This is a genomic window from Synechococcus sp. MW101C3, assembly GCF_002252635.1.
GTDB lineage: Bacteria > Cyanobacteriota > Cyanobacteriia > PCC-6307 > Cyanobiaceae > MW101C3.
In genome coordinates, this window is the sequence record NZ_NQKX01000001.1 from 318,783 (window position 1) to 333,925 (window position 15,143).

Consider the following 15,143-nt stretch of genomic DNA (forward strand, 5'->3'; position numbering starts at 1 on the left):
GTGTCTTGAGGCGCCATGGCTCGCAAGGGCGTGCGGGGAGAACCGAGCCGCCGCCCTCGGCGCGGTCTCTTCAACCCTAGGCCGGGTTCCCAGGGCAGGCCGCGGCGGGGGAGCCCGATGAAGGCGGTGGCGGAGTCAGCCCCAGCCGTGCTGCGCCAGCCAGTCGCGCTCCAGCTGAGGGCTGTGGTCAGCCGTGGCGGCGGGGGACGCTGCGCCGGCCGCCAGCAGCCGCTCGGTGTACTTGGCGAGCAGGTCGGCTTCCAGGTTCACCCGGTCCCCCACCCGCCGAAGCTTCAAGGTGGTGACCTCCCAGGTGTGGGGAATCACCGCCATCCAGAAGCGTTCCCCCTGGGGGCTGCAGCCCGCCACGGTGAGGCTGATGCCATCGATGCCCACACTCGCCTTGTCGCAGACATAGCGGCCGTAGCTGGGATCCAGCCAGCGCAGCTCCAGTCGCCAGGACTCCCCCTGTCGGGCCACGCCCACCACCTCGCCCAGGCCGTCCACATGGCCGCTCACCAGGTGACCGCCGAGCCGGTCGCTCAGCCGCAGGGCCGGCTCCAGATTCACGGCCGCGCCCACCGCCGCCTTGGCCGCCAGGGTGCTGCGGCTCAGGGTCTCGTCGCTGACGTCGGCGCGAAAGCTGCGGCCGTCGGGGTGCAGCTCGGAGATCGTCAGGCACACCCCATCGACCGCGATGCTGTCGCCGAGGGCCAGGGGCTGCAGGTGCTCCACGCCTTCCACCAGCACCCCCCGGGGGTGGCGCCTGAGCTGCCCCACGGCCCGGACCAGACCGGTGAACATTCGCGGTCTCGCAGGCCTGGCCATAATCGGATATCGGGCGTGCGTGGCACAACCATGGTGGAAATGTGTGTGGCCGGGATCGCCCTGGACGCGGCCAGCCGGAGTCCGATCGTGTTGCTCAGGGACCCGAACGGCCGGCGTCAGGTGCCGATCTGGATCGACCAATCCCAGGCCCAGAACATCCTGGCCGGCATGGGTGATCAGCAACCGCCCCGCCCGCTCAGCCATGACCTGATGGCCAACCTGATGGCGGTGGGAGGCGTGCAGCTGGAGCGGGTGATCATCCACACGATCGAAGACAACACCTTCCGGGCTGTGTTGAAGCTCACCGACAACGAAGGAGAGCCCAGTGAGCTGGATTGCCGGCCCAGTGATGCCATCGCCCTGGCACTGCGCACCGGCAGCGGCATCTGGATGCTGGAGGAGGTGGTGGCCGAAGCCTCGATCCCCGTGGATGCCGAAGCCGACGCCGAGGACCAGGAGGATTTCCGCCGCTTCCTGGATCAGGTGAGCCCGGCGGAGCTGATCCGCAACGTGCGCCGTGCCCAGCAGGAGGGCTATGGCGAAAGCGGCGGTGGCACCGACCCCCCTCCGACCGTTCCAGGCATGGGGCCGGCCGGCCCCGCAGGCAGCGGACCCAAGCCCAGCGGGCCTGACGGTGTTCCCGGCTGAAGCCTGCCGCCGCCCCTTCGGACGGGGCCCGGCCGTTTCGCTGTTCACCCTCGGCACCATGCGCGCGGTCGATTCGGCCGCCCAGATGGGCGCTGTGGTGGAAGCGGCTATGGCGGCGGGCATCAACCACCTGGAAACCGCGCCCGCCTACGGCCCGGCGGAGGCCCACCTGGGTGCCGCCCTGCGGCAGCTCGCCATCCCGAGGGAGCGGCTGCTGCTCACCAGCAAGCTGTTGCCGGGGGTGGATCTGGCCACCGGCCAGGCCCAGCTGCAGTCCTCCCTGAAGCGGCTGGGACTGGCCCGCCTCGACAACCTGGCGGTGCACGGCCTCAACCGGCCGGATCATCTCGAGTGGGCCCTGCAGGGGGACGGGGCCGCCCTGCTCCGCTGGGCGCAGGCCGAAGGGCTGGTGGGGCAGGTGGGGTTCAGCAGCCACGGCAGCACCGATCTGATCGAGCGGGCCCTGGCCAGTGGCCGTTTCGGTTTCTGCAGCCTGCATCTGCATCTGTTCGATCAGGAGCGCCTGCCCCTGGCCCGCCAGGCCCTCGCCGCCGGCATTGGCGTGATGGCAATCTCCCCCGCCGACAAAGGGGGGCGGCTGTACGACCCACCCCCCGAACTGGTGGAGGATTGCGCGCCCTTCACGCCCTTGCAGCTCGCCTATCGCTTTCTGCTGGACGCAGGCGTGTCCACGCTCACCCTCGGCGCCGCCCGGCCGGAGGATCTCGCTTGGGCCGTGGCCCTGGCCGGCGCCGATGGGCCGCTCAGCGCAGTGGAGAAGCAGGCGCTGGCGCGGCTGGCGGAGGCGGGCCGGCGCCGCCTGGGGGCGGGGGCCTGCGGCCAGTGCCGCGCCTGCCTGCCCTGCCCGAGCGGGGTGCCGATTCCGGCGCTGCTGCGCCTGCGCAACCTGGCTCTCGGTCATGGCATGACCCCCTTCGCCAGCGAGCGTTACAACCTGATCGGCAGGGCCGGTCACTGGTGGGAGGCGCTTGATGCCTCCGCCTGCCAGCAGTGCGGCGCCTGCCTGCCCCGCTGCCCCCACGGCTTGCCGATCCCGGACCTGCTGGCGGCCACCCATCAACTCCTCGCCGCGCCACCACGGCGGCGGCTGTGGGGCTGAACGGCAGGGGGGTGGGACTGCCGGCTCAGGCGGCGGCGTCCCAGAGGCCCTGATACCGCTGCTGTTCGCTGCTGCTCAGCGGCGGCAGGGTGGTGCAACGCGCAAGCACGGCATCGTCGGGGTAGAGCAGGCGCGCCACATGGTCGGGCCATGGCTCCAGGGCCGCCTGCAGCAGCTGGCGCTTCACCGGCGGCACCCAGCCTGCCGCCAGCAGGCGATCGAGGGTGGGCCGCTCCATGCCGCGGGCGATCCAGGCCAGCGGTGCCGGTTCGCGGCTGCGGCGCGGCCGCAGCAGCAGGTTCCACCAGAGCGGTGAGCCGCTGGCCGGCAACAGGGCGGTGAGCCTGGCATCGCTGCGCAACAGCGGCAGCACCCGCTGGCTGGGCAATACGGCCGCCTCGGCATCGCCGCTCAGCAGAAGGTTCAGGCCGTTCTTTTCGTCGAAGGCGAGGGCCTGCTCCCTTAGGCGCTTGAGCTGGCCGGGCAACGCCGCCGCTGCCAGGCGATCAACGCCGGCGGCAGTGGCGCCGGGGCTGAGGGTGCGCAGCGCCAGCTCGATCACGACGCGGGGGCTGGAGGGAAGCACGAGCTGACGGCGCAGGCTCGGATCGAGCAGCAGGTTCCAGCCCTCTGCGCTGCGGCGGCTGAGGTCGGTGCGGTTGCGCAGCACCAGCACCCAGGTGCCGAAGGCCCACGGATAGGCGATCGGCGCCGCTGCGGCGGAGTCTTCGGGCGCCGCCACAGGATTCCGGAACCCATCGCGCACCGCCGCGCTGAACGGAGCCAGCTGCTCGAACAGGGCAGTAGCGGTGCTGCTGGCGCTGAACGGCTGCAGGGCGTCGGCGTTCAGGGCGCCGAGCCAGCCATCGGAGAGCTGCAGCAGATCGGCATCGCTGTGCTGCGCGAGCACCGCCTCGGGGCCCTCCAGCGCCTTGCCTCGCCACGGGGAGGGAAGCTGCTTGCCCCAGGCGGCGGGCAGCTGGCCGCGGCTGTACAGGAGGGTGGGGGAAGAGGACGCGCCACGGGCGCAACCCGCCAGCCAGCCGCTGCCGACCAGAACGCCGGCCTGCAGCAGGTGGCGGCGGCTGAAGCGGGCGGGAAGGGGAGGGCGTTCCTGCATGGTTGGACCCTAGAGGGAGGCGATCAGACGCTCCTGGGCCCGGTCGCAGTCGGCAGCCAGGTCGCCGGGGCTGCGGCCGCTCCACTCCCACAGCAGCGCCAGGCCGCCGGCGCCCACCCCCTCCTTGACATAACCGCGCTCGTAGTCCTGCAGGGCCGGGCTGCGGCAGTTGCTGAAGCACAGCTCCGTGGCGAAGCTGGCCGGTGCCGCCACTTGCCAGCGGTCTGCCACGCGCTGCAGCAGCAGCGCCAGATCGCTGCTGCGTTCCCGCGCCACCCAGCTGGTGGTGCCCACGGCCGCTGCCGCCACCAACCGGCCCCGCAGCGGCACATCGGCCAGGGCCAGGGCCAGGGCCAGCACCGCCGCCATCTGGCTGCCTCCCGCCAGCAGCACCGGCCAGTGCCCTTCGGCTGCCGCCAGCAGCACCCCCGCCGCCAGCGGTTGCATCGGATCCCCCACCGCCGCCACCACCTTTACGGGATCCAGGTCCGCAGCGCCGGCACCGGCCAGGCCCGCTGCCCGCAGCCCCTGGTCCACCAGGGCCGCCTTGAGGTCGTGGGCGGGGCTGCGCAGGCTGCCGCTCACCAGCCCGCCGGCCGCCACGCCCAGACCGGTGAGCACCGCCTGGGCGGTGCTGGTGCCGCCCGGGACGCATTCGGCCAGCACCAGCGGCGGGAGCTGCGGGGCCGCCCGCCAACGCTCCTGCCAGCTCTGCGCCCAGCGGCGCCCCAGCGCCAGCAGTGCCCGCACCCGCTCTTCGCCCATGGCACGGCCGCTGCTGAGGCAGAGCGCCGGCTGCTGCCCCAGGCGGATGTGGGGCACCGCCGGTGCCACTGGACAGCCCAGGTCGACCACCAGGGGCGTGAGCTGCAGCCCCTGCATCACCACATGGGAGATCAACGCCGGACTGACGCCCGCCGGCAGGGGGGGCAGGGCATGGGGCCGGGCTGTGCCAGGGCCCAGCAGCAGCAGCTCAGCATCGGCGGCGGCCGTGCGGCGACGGGAGTCCGGGGTGGCGCCGGCTGCGGAGATGCCCGGCACGGCGGCGGTGTCGGTGCCGGCCAGCAGCAGCAGCACCAGCGCGTCCTGCCAGCCGGCGGTCATCTGCATGGTCCAGCGATCGGCTTGAGCAGCGTCGCCCGTCAGCTGCAGCACCATGGGCCTCCAGGCAAGGGCCTCAACACCATGGGCCTCCAGGTAAGCGCCTCACTGCAGGCCTGCAGGCCGCTGTCTCAGCCCGGGCCTGCTGGCACGCGCATGGGTCGCCCACCAGCTCAGAGAGGGTCAAGGGCCACCAGGGCCCGCAGGGCTTCGGGCGGTTCGGGGATCGGCGCCTGCAACCGGGGAAAGATCCAGTAGGCCACCGCGTGCAAGGCCAGCACGTAGATCAGGTTCTGAACCACCACCAACCCCAGGGCCAGGGCCTGCACCTGCAGCAGGTCGGGGCCACCACCCAGGTTCAGCAGGGCGCTGATGCGCTCCAGCAGCCCGGCGGCGGCGGCCGTGATCAACACCCACAGGTTTTCGCCCACCAGCACCGACAGCACCGTGACCCGCACCAGGAAGCCGCCCGCACCGATCACCAGCCCCACGCCCCAGGTGAGCCACCAGCTCCAGTTGCTCCGCCAACCCCAGCCGAGCCAGAGTGCCAGCGCTCCGTAGGGGAAGAGCACCAGCGGCCCGCGGATCGGGCCCATCAAAGCCACCAGCAGCAGGGAGGCCACCACCATCCCTTCCCAGCCGCAGCGCCAGCCCTGGCGGAGCAGCAGCAGGGCGATCGGCAGGGGGAGAGCCAGGCGGAACAGGGCGCCCCCCACCGGCAGGTAATAGAGGCCTGCCCAGAGCAGGGCGGTGGCGGCAGCCATGTAGGCGGTTTCCACCAGCTGAAGGGCCTGGCGCCGACTGAGGCGGTGGAGGGAAGGGGGCATGGCGGCGGCTCAGCGTGGCGCCGGCGCCGGCGTGGTCTTCGGCGCTGCCGCGCCGGTTTCCGGCGTTGGGATCCGCTCGATGGTCTCCACCTCAAAGCGCAGGCCGGCGGCCCGCAGTGCCTCGGTGACCGCTTCGGCAGGTGCGGAAGGATCGGCGCCGGGCAGCTTCAGAGTGATCCTGTAGGGCACAGCGGCGGCCGGTGCCTGTCCTTGTCTCCCAGCGGCTCGGTTACCGGCGCTGGGGCCGCCGGTGGGGCTGCGGGCGGCATCACCTGCCTGTCCTGCGGCGCGGCCAGGGACCGCCGGCGTGGGGGAGAGTGACTGTGTTCCTGGCGCCGCGCCCGGGGCGGCGGTGGCCGGCGTGGCAGTGCCGGGGGAAGCCGTGGCCGCGGTGGTGGCGTTCGCGCCTGTGGCCGGTGTGGTGGGATTCGAGCCTGTGGGGGAAATGGCGGTGCCGGAAGAGGCACCCGGCCGGGCGGCACCGGAGGCGGGGGATGTGGTGGCGGCCGGTGGCGCCGGAGCATCGAACCCGGCTGCCAGCTGCTGGCCGAAGGGCGTGCCGGCACAGCCGGCCAGTGTGAGCAGCAGCGACGCCAGCAGGAGCAGGGGGCGGCGGGGGTAGTGGCCCATCAGCCGGAGGCGGCCTTGATGATCCGCACGGCGCTGGCGCGTGGACGTCCGGTCTTGGTGGTGGCCGGCGGCTTGGCTTTGGCGGTTCCGCCGGCAGCCTTGGCCTCCGCCGCGCCGCTCCTGCTGCTCGCTGCCGAAGTGCCGGTGGCCTTGCGGCTGCTGGTGGTCTTGGTGGCGGCTGGCTTGGTTCCGGTGGTCTTGGCAGCGGCGGTCTTGGCGGCGGAGCGGGCGGCGGGCTTGCGGGTCTTGGCCTTGCCGCTGGCGGCCTTCGCGGCCAGGAGCTCAACGGCCTGCTCGATCGTGATTGTGTCCGCCGTGGCGCCCTCCGGCAGCGAGGCGTTCACCTTGCCCTGCTTCACGTAGAGGCCGTAGGGACCGTCGAACACCTGGATGGTTTCCTCGTCCCCCTCAGGGATGCCCAGGTCCTTCAGGGCCGTGCGGCCGCCCCGGCCCCGCTTGGGGGTGGCCAGCAGCTCGATGGCGCGCGACAACCCCACCAGCAGCACGTCGTCTTCTGCCTTGAGCGAGCGGTAGTCCTTTTCTCCCTTCGCCTTGTCGTGCACCACGTAGGGACCGAAGCGGCCCAGGCCGGCCTGAATCCGCCCACCATCGGGGTGCTCGCCCAGCAGCCGCGGCAAACGCAGCAGGCCAAGGGCATCATCGAGGCTGAGATCCTCCGGCTTGACGCCCTTGGGCAGGGAGGCCCGCTTCGGTTTGGGGTTCTCCTCGCTCACCTGCCCCCGTTGCAGGTAGGGGCCGTACTGGCCGAACAGCAGGTAGATCGCATCGCCGGTTTCGGGGTCTTCCCCCAGTGATTCAGGCCCCTCGGTTTTCTGGCGCAGGATCTGTTCGGCATGCTCGGCATCGAGCTCGGCCGGGGTGATCTCCTGGGGCAGGGTGGCCTTCACCAGCTCCTCGCTGCCGTCGTCCGCGACCCGCTTCGACTCCAGGTAGGCGCCGAAGCGCCCGATCCGCACCACGCAGGGCAGGCCCTCCATCACGATCGTGCGTGAGGCGGTGGGATCGATGTCGCCCTCGCGCTGCTGCACCTGGGCTTCGAGCCCCTTCTCCCCCTTGAAGAAGCTGTTCAGATAGGGGAGCCACTGGACCTTGCCGTGGGAAATCTCATCGAGTGTGTTCTCCATCCGCGCGGTGAAGCTGGTGTCCACCAGGTCGGGGAAGTGCTCCTCCAGCAGGGCGGTCACCGCGAAGGCGGTGAAGCTGGGGGTGAGCGCGTTGCCGGCGAGGGTGGCGTAGCCGCGGTCGGTGATCGTGCCGATGATGCTGGCGTAGGTGGACGGTCTGCCGATTCCTTCCTTCTCCAGCATCTTCACCAGTGCCGCTTCGCTGTAGCGGGCCGGCGGCTGGGTCTGGTGGCCGAGTGCCTCCACTGACTTGCAGACCGGTGCATCGCCCACCGCCAGGGCGGGCAGCAGCAGTTCCTGCCCCTCCAGCGCCGCGTCGGGATCGTCGCTGCCCTCCACATAGGCGCGGAAGAAACCGGCAAAATCGATGCGCTTGCCGCTGGCCCGGAAGCGGGCGTCCCCGGCGACGATCTCCACTGCCAGCATCGTGAGCCGTGCATCGGCCATCTGGCTGGCCACGGTGCGTTTCCAGATCAGCTCGTAAAGGGCGAGATCCTTGCCGTCGAGACCGGTGTCCTTGGGGGTGCGGAAGCGTTCACCGGAGGGGCGGATCGCCTCGTGGGCCTCCTGGGCGTTGCGGCTCTTGGTGCTGAACTGCCGCGGGGCGGGGCTTAGGAAGCTGTCGCCGTACTTCTCAGCCACACAGGCACGGGCGGCGCTGATCGCCTGCTCGGAGAGGTGCACCGAGTCGGTGCGCATGTAGGTGATGAAGCCGCGCTCATAGAGCGCCTGGGCCGTGCGCATGGTTTCGCGGGCCGAGAGCCGCAGCTTGCGGTTGGCTTCCTGCTGCAGGGTGCTCGTGGTGAAGGGCGGCACGGGCTTGCGCACCGTGGGTTTCTCCTCCACCTGCTCCACCCGCCAGGGCAGGGCCAGCACGCTTTCGCGCAGGGCGCGCGCTTCGCTCTCCGCCAGCAGCTTCACTGTGCTGCCGGGCTTGAGCCCCCCGGTGCTTTCGTCGAAGTCGCTGCCCTGGGCGATGCGCTCGCCGGCCAGGTGGGTGAGCTTGGCTTCGAACCGGCCGCCCGGCTGCTCCAGCTCGGCCTTGAGGTCCCAGTAGCTGCCGCTGCGGAAGGCCCGCCGGGCACGCTCCCGCTGCACCAGCAGCCGCACCGCCACCGATTGCACCCTGCCGGCAGAAAGCCCCCAGGCCACTTTTTTCCACAGCAGCGGTGAGAGGGTGTAGCCCACCAGCCGGTCGAGGATCCGTCGCGTTTCCTGGGCGTGCACCAACTCCATGTCGAGTTCGCGCGTCTGGTCGAGGGCGCGGTGGATGGCGTCCTTGGTGATCTCGTGGAACACCATCCGCTTGACCGGCACCTTGGGGCTGAGCAGCTCCAGCAGGTGCCAGCTGATGCTTTCGCCTTCCCGGTCTTCATCCGTGGCCAGGAGCAGCTGGTCGGCGCCCTTCAGCGCGTCCTTCAGCTCCTTCACCACCTTCTTTTTGTCTTTCGGCACCACGTAGAGCGGCGCGAAATCCTCGCTGGTGTTGACGCCCAGGTTCGCCCACTTCTCGCCCTTGTAGGCGGCGGGAATCTCGCTGGCGTTGTTGGGCAGGTCACGGACGTGCCCCATCGACGCCTCCACCCGGAACTCCTTCGGCAGGAAGGCGCGGATGGTGCGGGCCTTGGTGGGGCTCTCGACGATGACCAGGGTGTGCGCCACAGGCAGGCGATGAACCGGTTCCCTCTTTATCGCATCGGCGGCCCGCCCCGCCTGAGAATGATCGGCGCCGCCGCTACAGTCCGCTCGAAAAGGCGATCGTTTGAAGCCGACATGGATCTGTTTGGCGCCCTTCCCGCCCTGACGGAACTGCCCCACCTGGCCGTCGCCTCCCTGGCCACAGCGCCCGCGATCGGGCTGGGAATCACCGCCGCCCAGCTCAATTCCGGCGCCATTGCGCCAGAGGCTGCCATCCTCATCGCCCTGCTGATCTGCCTGCTGGTTGATCTGGCCGGCGAGGAAGCGGCGATCCGCTGGGTGCCGCCGATCTGTTACGCCGGCCTGGGCACGGCTCTGGTGCTCCTGGCTCTGCAGTGGAACACGCCGCTGGAGCCTTCGTTCCTTGGCTCGTTCCTGGCGGACGATCTGGCGGTGGCTTTCCGCGCCGTGGTGGCAGCCTCCACCCTGCTCTCTCTGATGATCAGCTGGCGCTACGTGGAGCGTTCTGGCAGCCCGGTTGGCGAATACGCCGCGATCCTGCTGGCGGCCACGCTCGGCGCCATGTTCCTGTGCGGCTCCACCGATCTGGTCAGCATCTTCGTGTCGCTGGAAACCCTTTCGGTGTCCAGCTACCTCCTGTCGGGCTACATGAAGCGGGATGCCCGCTCCGGCGAGGCAGCGCTCAAATATCTGCTGGTGGGTTCCGCCGCCGCTGCGGTCTTTCTCTACGGCGCCTCCCTCCTCTACGGCCTCACTGGCGGCTCCACCGGCCTTGACGCGGTCGGACTTGCCCTTCAGACCAGTGCCACGCCGGTCACGGCATTGGCGCTGGTGTTCGTGCTGGCCACCGTGGCCTTCAAGATCGCTGCGGTGCCCTTCCACCAGTGGACCCCGGACGTCTACGAGGGGTCGCCCACCCCGGTGGTGGCGTTCCTTTCCGTGGGCTCCAAGGCCGCCGGCTTCGCCTTGGCCCTGCGCTTGCTGGTGGGCTGCTTCGACACCTTCGACACGCAGTGGAAGCTGCTGTTCACCGTGCTGGCGGTCCTGAGCATGACCCTGGGCAACGTGGTGGCCCTGGCCCAGACCACCATGAAGCGGATGCTGGCCTACAGCTCGATCGGCCAGGCCGGCTTCGTGATGATCGGCCTGGTGTGCGGCACCGAAGACGGCTATGCCGCCATGGTGCTCTACATGGCGGCCTACCTGTTCATGAACCTGGGCGCCTTCGCCTGCATCATCCTGTTCTCGCTGCGCACCGGCAGCGACCGCATTTCCGATTACGCCGGCCTTTATCAGAAAGATCCACTGATCACGCTCGGTCTCAGTCTCTGCCTGCTGTCGCTGGGGGGAATCCCGCCGATGCTCGGCTTCTTCGGCAAGATCTATCTGTTCTTTGCCGGCTGGGCCGACCACCAGTATCTGCTGGTGGTGGTTGGCTTGATCACGTCCGTGGTGTCGATCTACTACTACATCTCGGTGATCAAGATGATGGTGGTGAAGGAGCCGCAGGAAGCCTCCGATGTGGTGAAGGCCTACCCGGCGATCACCTGGAATCTGGCTGGCATGGGCACCCTGCGCACCGCCCTGGTGGCCTGCGTGCTGATCACGGCGGTGGGCGGTGTGCTCTCCAATCCGCTATTCAGCTGGGCGAATGAGGCCGTCACCGGCACGCCGATGCTGCAGCAGTCGATTGCCTCTTCAGCCGCCCGTGAAGCCACCGCCATCGCCGTGGCCCCCGTTCCTCCCACGCCTGCCCTGCTGGGATGACGCTCACGGCCCCGGCGGACCTCTCACGGTCCCGGGCCCATGAGCCCGTGGCCGTCCTTGATCGCGTGAGCAAGGTGTACGGCTCAGGCGACACCGAGGTGCGTGCCCTTGATGAACTCAGCCTCACGGTGATGGAGGGCGACTATCTCGCCGTGATGGGAGCTTCCGGTTCAGGCAAAAGCACGGCGATGAACATCATCGGCTGCCTTGATCGTCCCACGTTTGGCCATTACCGGCTCAGCGGATCGGCGGTGGAGGATCTCGACGACGACGAGCTGGCCGATCTTCGCAACCGCAAGCTGGGTTTCGTGTTCCAGCAGTTTCATCTGCTGGCCCACATGAGCGCAATCGACAACGTGATGTTGCCGATGATCTACGCCGGCATCCCCGCCGAGCAGCGCCGCCAGCTGGGCATTGAAGCCCTCGAACGTGTCGGGCTCGGCCATCGCCTGCAGAACAAACCGAACCAGCTCTCCGGCGGTCAGCAGCAGCGTGTGGCGATCGCGCGGGCGATCATCAACCGGCCGGCCCTGCTGCTGGCCGACGAACCCACAGGGGCGCTGGATTCCCAGACCACCCAGGAGGTGCTGGAGATCTTTGATCAGCTGCACCAGGAAGGGATGACCGTGGTGATGGTCACCCATGAAGACGACGTGGCTGCGCGGGCCGATCGCATCGTGCACTTCCGCGATGGCCGCCTGGATGACGCCTTCGCCTAACGCTTAGCCCGGCCCTGCGGCGCTGGAAGCGGCTGGTGCGCTGGGCCGCTCGAGCGTTTCCAGCAACTGGCCCATCAGCAGGGCAATCGCATCGCTGCCGCCCAGCAGCTGACGGCCCGGGTCGAATTCTCCAGGCTCCACCGCCACCCAGCCGCCATTGGCCGGCTGGCGCAACTCGAAGTGAAGATGAGGGCCGGTGCTCAGCCCGGTGCTGCCGACCCGGCCGATCACTTCGCCCTGAGCCACCCACTCCCCTTCTTTGACGAACAGCTCGGAGAGGTGGCCGTAGAGGGTGCGGCGCAGGGGACGCTCATGCTCCACCTCCACCGCCAGGCCGTAGCCGCCGGCCAGGCCACTGCTCACCACTCGCCCGGCCAGGGCCGCCACCACTGGGGTGCCCTCCGGCGCCGCCAGATCCCGGCCCGCATGCATCAGCCAGCTACCGATCACCGGGTGCATCCGCCAGCCGAATTCGCTAGTGGTGACAGCCGATCCGATCAGCGGAAACAGCAGGCTGCGGTTGCCGTTGCCCAGGAGCGGCGCAGGCCTGGGGGTGATGCGGAACACGCTGGCAAGGCTGAAGTTGCCCCCCTGGCCGGCCAGCAGTGCCGACACGGGCACGGTGATCGGAGGCAGCGGCATGGATCCGGGCCCGCCGCTGGCATAGGTGCCATCGGGGAGCAGGCCGCCGGAGCCGGTGACAGAATCACTACCAGGCCAGCTCACCACCACGCCGCGGCATTCGGAGGGGGAGAGGGCGCCCTCGCTGCAAGCCTGGCGATGGGCCGGCATGTTTTCAGGTCGCACCACGGCGCCGAGGCGTGCCCGCCGCCGTTCGGCCGGTGTCACCACTCCCTCACGCTCGAAGCGATCCAGCACCTGGTCAAAGGAGAGGGCTGGGGTCTGGGAACGCTGCAGGCTGGGTCGTAGCGGCTGGGGGGAGGTGTCGCTGGAGCCTGCCTGGGGTACCAGGGGCGGGGCTGGCGGCGTGAGCGCCTGGGGCACCGCCGGCGGGGGGGGTGCGGGAAGGGGCGCAGCAGGAGCTGTGGGAGCTGGTGCGATGGCGGCTGGGGCACCGGCCGCGGCATCGCGCAGCTCGGCGAGGGCGAGCGGCGCTCCGATCACAGAGGCCAGTCCGATCGCGAGCACGGGCAGATGACGAAGGCGGTTCACACCAGGTGGCAAAATGCGAGTTCAGCTTAGGCAACCTGGGGCGACAGTTCTGCGAAGCGGCGGCGCACGATGGTGCACTCCGCGCCACGTCGCAGTTCCAGGCCGCCGTCGCGGGCCAGCCCGGCCACCATCCAGGTCTCTCCCTGCCACAGCAAGGGTTGACCGCGGCCATGCAGTCGCCTGTCGGCTTCTTGCCACACCCGCTCCGGTTCAACGGCCGCCGCCACGGCCCAGTCAAGCGCCAGCAGCACCCGGGCTGCCAGGCGGATGGCATCGGCTCCCTGCCGTCGAGCCTGGCCGCTGAGCGCCAGCGCCTGGCGCACGTTGATCGCCCCAGCCGGTACAGGGTTCTCCCCGTTGAGGCCGATGCCCACCCGGGCCGCCTGGATGCGGCCGCCGCGCAGGCGCAGCCGGGGCAGCAGTCCCGCCACCTTGCAGTTGTGCAGCAGCAGATCGTTCGGCCATTTCAGCGTGGGCGCCAGCCCTAGCGCCTCCAGCTGCAGCGCCAGACCCACGGCCGCCGCCATGGCGAGGGAAGCCCCCTGAGGCGGCCACGGCAGAGCCGCACTCAACCAGACCCCACCGTGGGGCGAGACCCACGGGCGACCCTGCTGGCCATGGCCGAAGCGCTGCCGCTGCGCCAGCAGTGCCAGTGGCCCGGAGCCCCACCCTGCCTTTCGTTGATCGAGCAGCCGTTCCGTGCTCCCGCATACCGGCACCATCGCCAGCCTCCAGGGCAGAGGTGGCGCGAGGTACCCCTCCCGCAGCTGCAGCTCGCGTCGGGCAGCGGCGATGCGGCCGATCATGGGCCGGTGCGGCCAGCCAGCGACCACCTCACCCGGAGAAGGAACGCAGCCAGTTCCCGATTCGCCCCGCGCCGGCCTCCAGCTCCGCCGCCGGATGCACCAGCGCCAGCCGCACCCACCCCTCGCCGCCGTCGCCGAAGCCGTTGCCCGGGGTGAGCGCCACACCGCTGCCCTTCAGCAGGGCCGCGCAGAAGGCTTCCGAGCCCATGGCGCGGGCCACGGGCGGCAGCTCCAGCCAGAGGTAGAGGGCCATGGAGGGCCGCTGCACCGGCCAGCCCTGGGCCTCGAGCGCCCCCATCATGCGGTCGCGGCGCTCCCGGTAGGTGGCACGCAGTTGCTGCGGCCACTGCGGCGCCTGCTCCAGGGCGGCGATCGCCCCGGCCTGCAACGCCAGCGACTGGTTGAAGTCGACCACTCCTTTCACCTGGCGCAGGGCGGTGATCAAGGGGGCGGCACCGATCGCGAAGGCGAGCCGGAAGCCGCCCAGGCACCAGCTCTTGGAGAGCGAGAAGAATTCGATCCCGCACTGGCGCCAGTGCGGACTGCGCAGCAAGGCGGGCGCTTCGCCCTCTAAGGCCAGGTCCACGTAGGGGTTGTCGTGGGCGAACACGAAGCCGTGCTGCACGGCTCGTGCGGCCGCTTCCTCCAGCCAGGCCTGTTCGCCCGTGGTGGCGGTGGGGTTGTGCGGATAGCCAAGCACCATCAGCTTGAGCTGCTCCCACTGGCTGGAGGGCACCTGCTCGAACGGCGGCCGCCAGCCCTGCTCGGCCTGCAGGGGCAGCAGCAGGGAGCGCGCGCCTGCCAGCTCCAGGCCGCCGCGGTGGGAGGGGTAGAAGGGATCCAGCAGCAGGGCACGGTCGCCCGGGTCAAGCACAGCCAGGGGAAGGTGGGCGGTGCCTTCCTGCGAGCCCACCAGCAACAGCACTTCGCTGTCAGGATCGACGGCCACATCGAAGCGGCGCCGGGCCCAGGCGGCGGCCGCCTCCCGGAACGGACGCGTGGAAGCGTGCAGGCAGTAAGAGGAGCTGCCCGGCTCGGTGAGTGCCGCCGCCATGGCCGCCAGCGCCTGCGGCGGCGGGGGCAGATCGGTGGAGCCGAGCGAGAGATCCAGCAGCGGCGCGGGGCTGCTGCTGGGATCGGCAGCGCTCAGGGTGCTGCAGTATTGCCGGTAGTCGGATTTGCGTTGATCGTTGCGGGCGAAGACTCCGCTGCCCAGGCGGGCGACCCGCTCAGAGATGGGCATCAAGGAAGGCGTTGAGCTGTGGACGGGCCATCGCCCCTTCATGGCGGGCCACTTCTTCGCCGCCCTTGAACAGGATCAAGGTGGGTAGCCCCTGGATCTTCAGGGCATCGCGCACGCTGGGGTTGCCATCGGCCTCCAGCTTGCCCACCTCCAGGCGCCCGGCGTAATCGCTGGCGGCCGCCTCCATCAGCGGCGCCATCAGGCGGCAGGGGCCACACCAACTGGCCCAGACGTCGACCAGTACCGCGCCGGGCCGCTCAAGCACGTCGGAGGCGAAGTTCGCGTCGGTGAACTGGGCAACGGCCACGGGAGGGAACGAGCAGGGATCGGGAGAGTCCAAGTCTAGGAATCCCCTGG

The 15,143-nt window shown here is 70.2% G+C and carries 14 protein-coding genes; 4 read left to right on the forward strand and 10 right to left on the reverse strand.

The window, feature by feature from the left end; genetic code table 11:
* Positions 1 to 135: 135 nt before the first annotated feature.
* Positions 136 to 804 carry a riboflavin synthase gene (locus CJZ80_RS01570; protein WP_094510309.1) on the reverse strand — a complete coding sequence of 223 codons (669 nt, stop codon included), beginning with the start codon at positions 802 to 804 and terminating at the stop codon, positions 136 to 138.
* A 54-nt stretch (positions 805 to 858) separates the two neighbouring features.
* Between CJZ80_RS01570 and CJZ80_RS01575 the strand changes: the two genes are divergently transcribed.
* Together CJZ80_RS01575 and CJZ80_RS01580 are read left to right on the forward strand one after the other, a co-directional pair.
* A complete protein-coding gene (locus CJZ80_RS01575) occupies positions 859 to 1,476 on the forward strand; it encodes a bifunctional nuclease family protein (RefSeq protein ID WP_094510310.1) in 618 nt (205 codons plus the stop codon).
* 58 nt (positions 1,477 to 1,534) lie between these two features.
* Complete coding sequence (locus CJZ80_RS01580; RefSeq protein ID WP_094510452.1) at positions 1,535 to 2,596, forward strand: aldo/keto reductase; 1,062 nt, start codon at positions 1,535 to 1,537, stop codon at positions 2,594 to 2,596.
* Positions 2,597 to 2,621: 25 nt separating this feature from the next.
* Here CJZ80_RS01580 and CJZ80_RS01585 read toward each other — a convergent pair whose 3' ends face one another.
* From CJZ80_RS01585 to topA, 5 genes are all read right to left on the reverse strand, one after another.
* Entirely contained in the window at positions 2,622 to 3,716 is a 1,095-nt protein-coding gene (locus tag CJZ80_RS01585) for a hypothetical protein (RefSeq protein ID WP_094510311.1), read from the reverse strand.
* 9 nt (positions 3,717 to 3,725) lie between these two features.
* On the reverse strand, positions 3,726 to 4,874 hold the full coding sequence (cobT, locus tag CJZ80_RS01590) for a nicotinate mononucleotide-dependent phosphoribosyltransferase CobT (RefSeq protein WP_094510312.1): 1,149 nt from the start codon (positions 4,872 to 4,874) through the stop codon (positions 3,726 to 3,728).
* A 116-nt stretch (positions 4,875 to 4,990) separates the two neighbouring features.
* A complete protein-coding gene (locus tag CJZ80_RS01595; RefSeq protein ID WP_094510313.1) occupies positions 4,991 to 5,644 on the reverse strand; it encodes a DUF2232 domain-containing protein in 654 nt (217 codons plus the stop codon).
* Positions 5,645 to 5,653: 9 nt separating this feature from the next.
* Positions 5,654 to 6,274 (reverse strand): hypothetical protein, encoded by a 621-nt coding sequence (locus CJZ80_RS01600; RefSeq protein WP_094510314.1) that lies wholly within the window; start codon positions 6,272 to 6,274, stop codon positions 5,654 to 5,656.
* The gene (topA, locus tag CJZ80_RS01605) at positions 6,274 to 9,081 is read right to left on the reverse strand and encodes a type I DNA topoisomerase (RefSeq protein ID WP_094510315.1); all 2,808 of its coding nucleotides are present in this window, start codon (positions 9,079 to 9,081) and stop codon (positions 6,274 to 6,276) included. Before topA ends, CJZ80_RS01600 begins: the two co-directional genes overlap by 1 nt.
* A 111-nt stretch (positions 9,082 to 9,192) precedes the next feature.
* Here topA and CJZ80_RS01610 point away from each other — a divergent pair, with 111 nt between their 5' ends.
* Positions 9,193 to 10,845, forward strand: a complete 1,653-nt coding sequence (locus CJZ80_RS01610) for an NAD(P)H-quinone oxidoreductase subunit N (protein ID WP_094510316.1) — start codon at positions 9,193 to 9,195, stop codon at positions 10,843 to 10,845.
* Positions 10,842 to 11,564 carry an ABC transporter ATP-binding protein gene (locus CJZ80_RS01615; RefSeq protein WP_094510317.1) on the forward strand — a complete coding sequence of 241 codons (723 nt, stop codon included), beginning with the start codon at positions 10,842 to 10,844 and terminating at the stop codon, positions 11,562 to 11,564. Before CJZ80_RS01610 ends, CJZ80_RS01615 begins: the two co-directional genes overlap by 4 nt.
* Positions 11,565 to 11,567: 3 nt before the next feature.
* Here CJZ80_RS01615 and CJZ80_RS01620 read toward each other — a convergent pair whose 3' ends face one another.
* The 4 genes from CJZ80_RS01620 to trxA are packed head-to-tail and all read right to left on the reverse strand — an operon-like array spanning position 11,568 to position 15,126.
* On the reverse strand, positions 11,568 to 12,737 hold the full coding sequence (locus tag CJZ80_RS01620; RefSeq protein WP_233132709.1) for a M23 family metallopeptidase: 1,170 nt from the start codon (positions 12,735 to 12,737) through the stop codon (positions 11,568 to 11,570).
* Between the two features lie 26 nt (positions 12,738 to 12,763).
* A complete protein-coding gene (locus CJZ80_RS01625; RefSeq protein ID WP_094510454.1) occupies positions 12,764 to 13,543 on the reverse strand; it encodes a biotin--[acetyl-CoA-carboxylase] ligase in 780 nt (259 codons plus the stop codon).
* A gap of 28 nt (positions 13,544 to 13,571) precedes the next feature.
* The gene (locus CJZ80_RS01630; RefSeq protein ID WP_094510318.1) at positions 13,572 to 14,786 is read right to left on the reverse strand and encodes an aminotransferase class I/II-fold pyridoxal phosphate-dependent enzyme; all 1,215 of its coding nucleotides are present in this window, start codon (positions 14,784 to 14,786) and stop codon (positions 13,572 to 13,574) included.
* The gene (gene trxA / locus CJZ80_RS01635) at positions 14,773 to 15,126 is read right to left on the reverse strand and encodes a thioredoxin (RefSeq protein ID WP_233132710.1); all 354 of its coding nucleotides are present in this window, start codon (positions 15,124 to 15,126) and stop codon (positions 14,773 to 14,775) included. The genes CJZ80_RS01630 and trxA overlap by 14 nt, the downstream gene beginning before the upstream one ends.
* Between the last annotated feature and the right edge of the window lie 17 nt (positions 15,127 to 15,143).

Excerpts from the sequence above, each read along its gene's own strand:
- CJZ80_RS01570 (WP_094510309.1), bottom strand. The coding sequence starts at position 804 with ATGTTCACCGGTCTGGTCCGGGCCGTGGGGCAGCTCAGGCGCCACCCC.
- CJZ80_RS01575 (WP_094510310.1), top strand. The coding sequence starts at position 859 with ATGGTGGAAATGTGTGTGGCCGGGATCGCCCTGGACGCGGCCAGCCGG.
- CJZ80_RS01580 (WP_094510452.1), top strand. The coding sequence starts at position 1,535 with ATGCGCGCGGTCGATTCGGCCGCCCAGATGGGCGCTGTGGTGGAAGCG.
- CJZ80_RS01585 (WP_094510311.1), bottom strand. The coding sequence starts at position 3,716 with ATGCAGGAACGCCCTCCCCTTCCCGCCCGCTTCAGCCGCCGCCACCTG.
- cobT (WP_094510312.1), bottom strand. The coding sequence starts at position 4,874 with ATGGTGCTGCAGCTGACGGGCGACGCTGCTCAAGCCGATCGCTGGACC.
- CJZ80_RS01595 (WP_094510313.1), bottom strand. The coding sequence starts at position 5,644 with ATGCCCCCTTCCCTCCACCGCCTCAGTCGGCGCCAGGCCCTTCAGCTG.
- CJZ80_RS01600 (WP_094510314.1), bottom strand. The coding sequence starts at position 6,274 with ATGGGCCACTACCCCCGCCGCCCCCTGCTCCTGCTGGCGTCGCTGCTG.
- CJZ80_RS01610 (WP_094510316.1), top strand. The coding sequence starts at position 9,193 with ATGGATCTGTTTGGCGCCCTTCCCGCCCTGACGGAACTGCCCCACCTG.
- CJZ80_RS01615 (WP_094510317.1), top strand. The coding sequence starts at position 10,842 with ATGACGCTCACGGCCCCGGCGGACCTCTCACGGTCCCGGGCCCATGAG.
- CJZ80_RS01625 (WP_094510454.1), bottom strand. The coding sequence starts at position 13,543 with ATGATCGGCCGCATCGCCGCTGCCCGACGCGAGCTGCAGCTGCGGGAG.
- CJZ80_RS01630 (WP_094510318.1), bottom strand. The coding sequence starts at position 14,786 with ATGCCCATCTCTGAGCGGGTCGCCCGCCTGGGCAGCGGAGTCTTCGCC.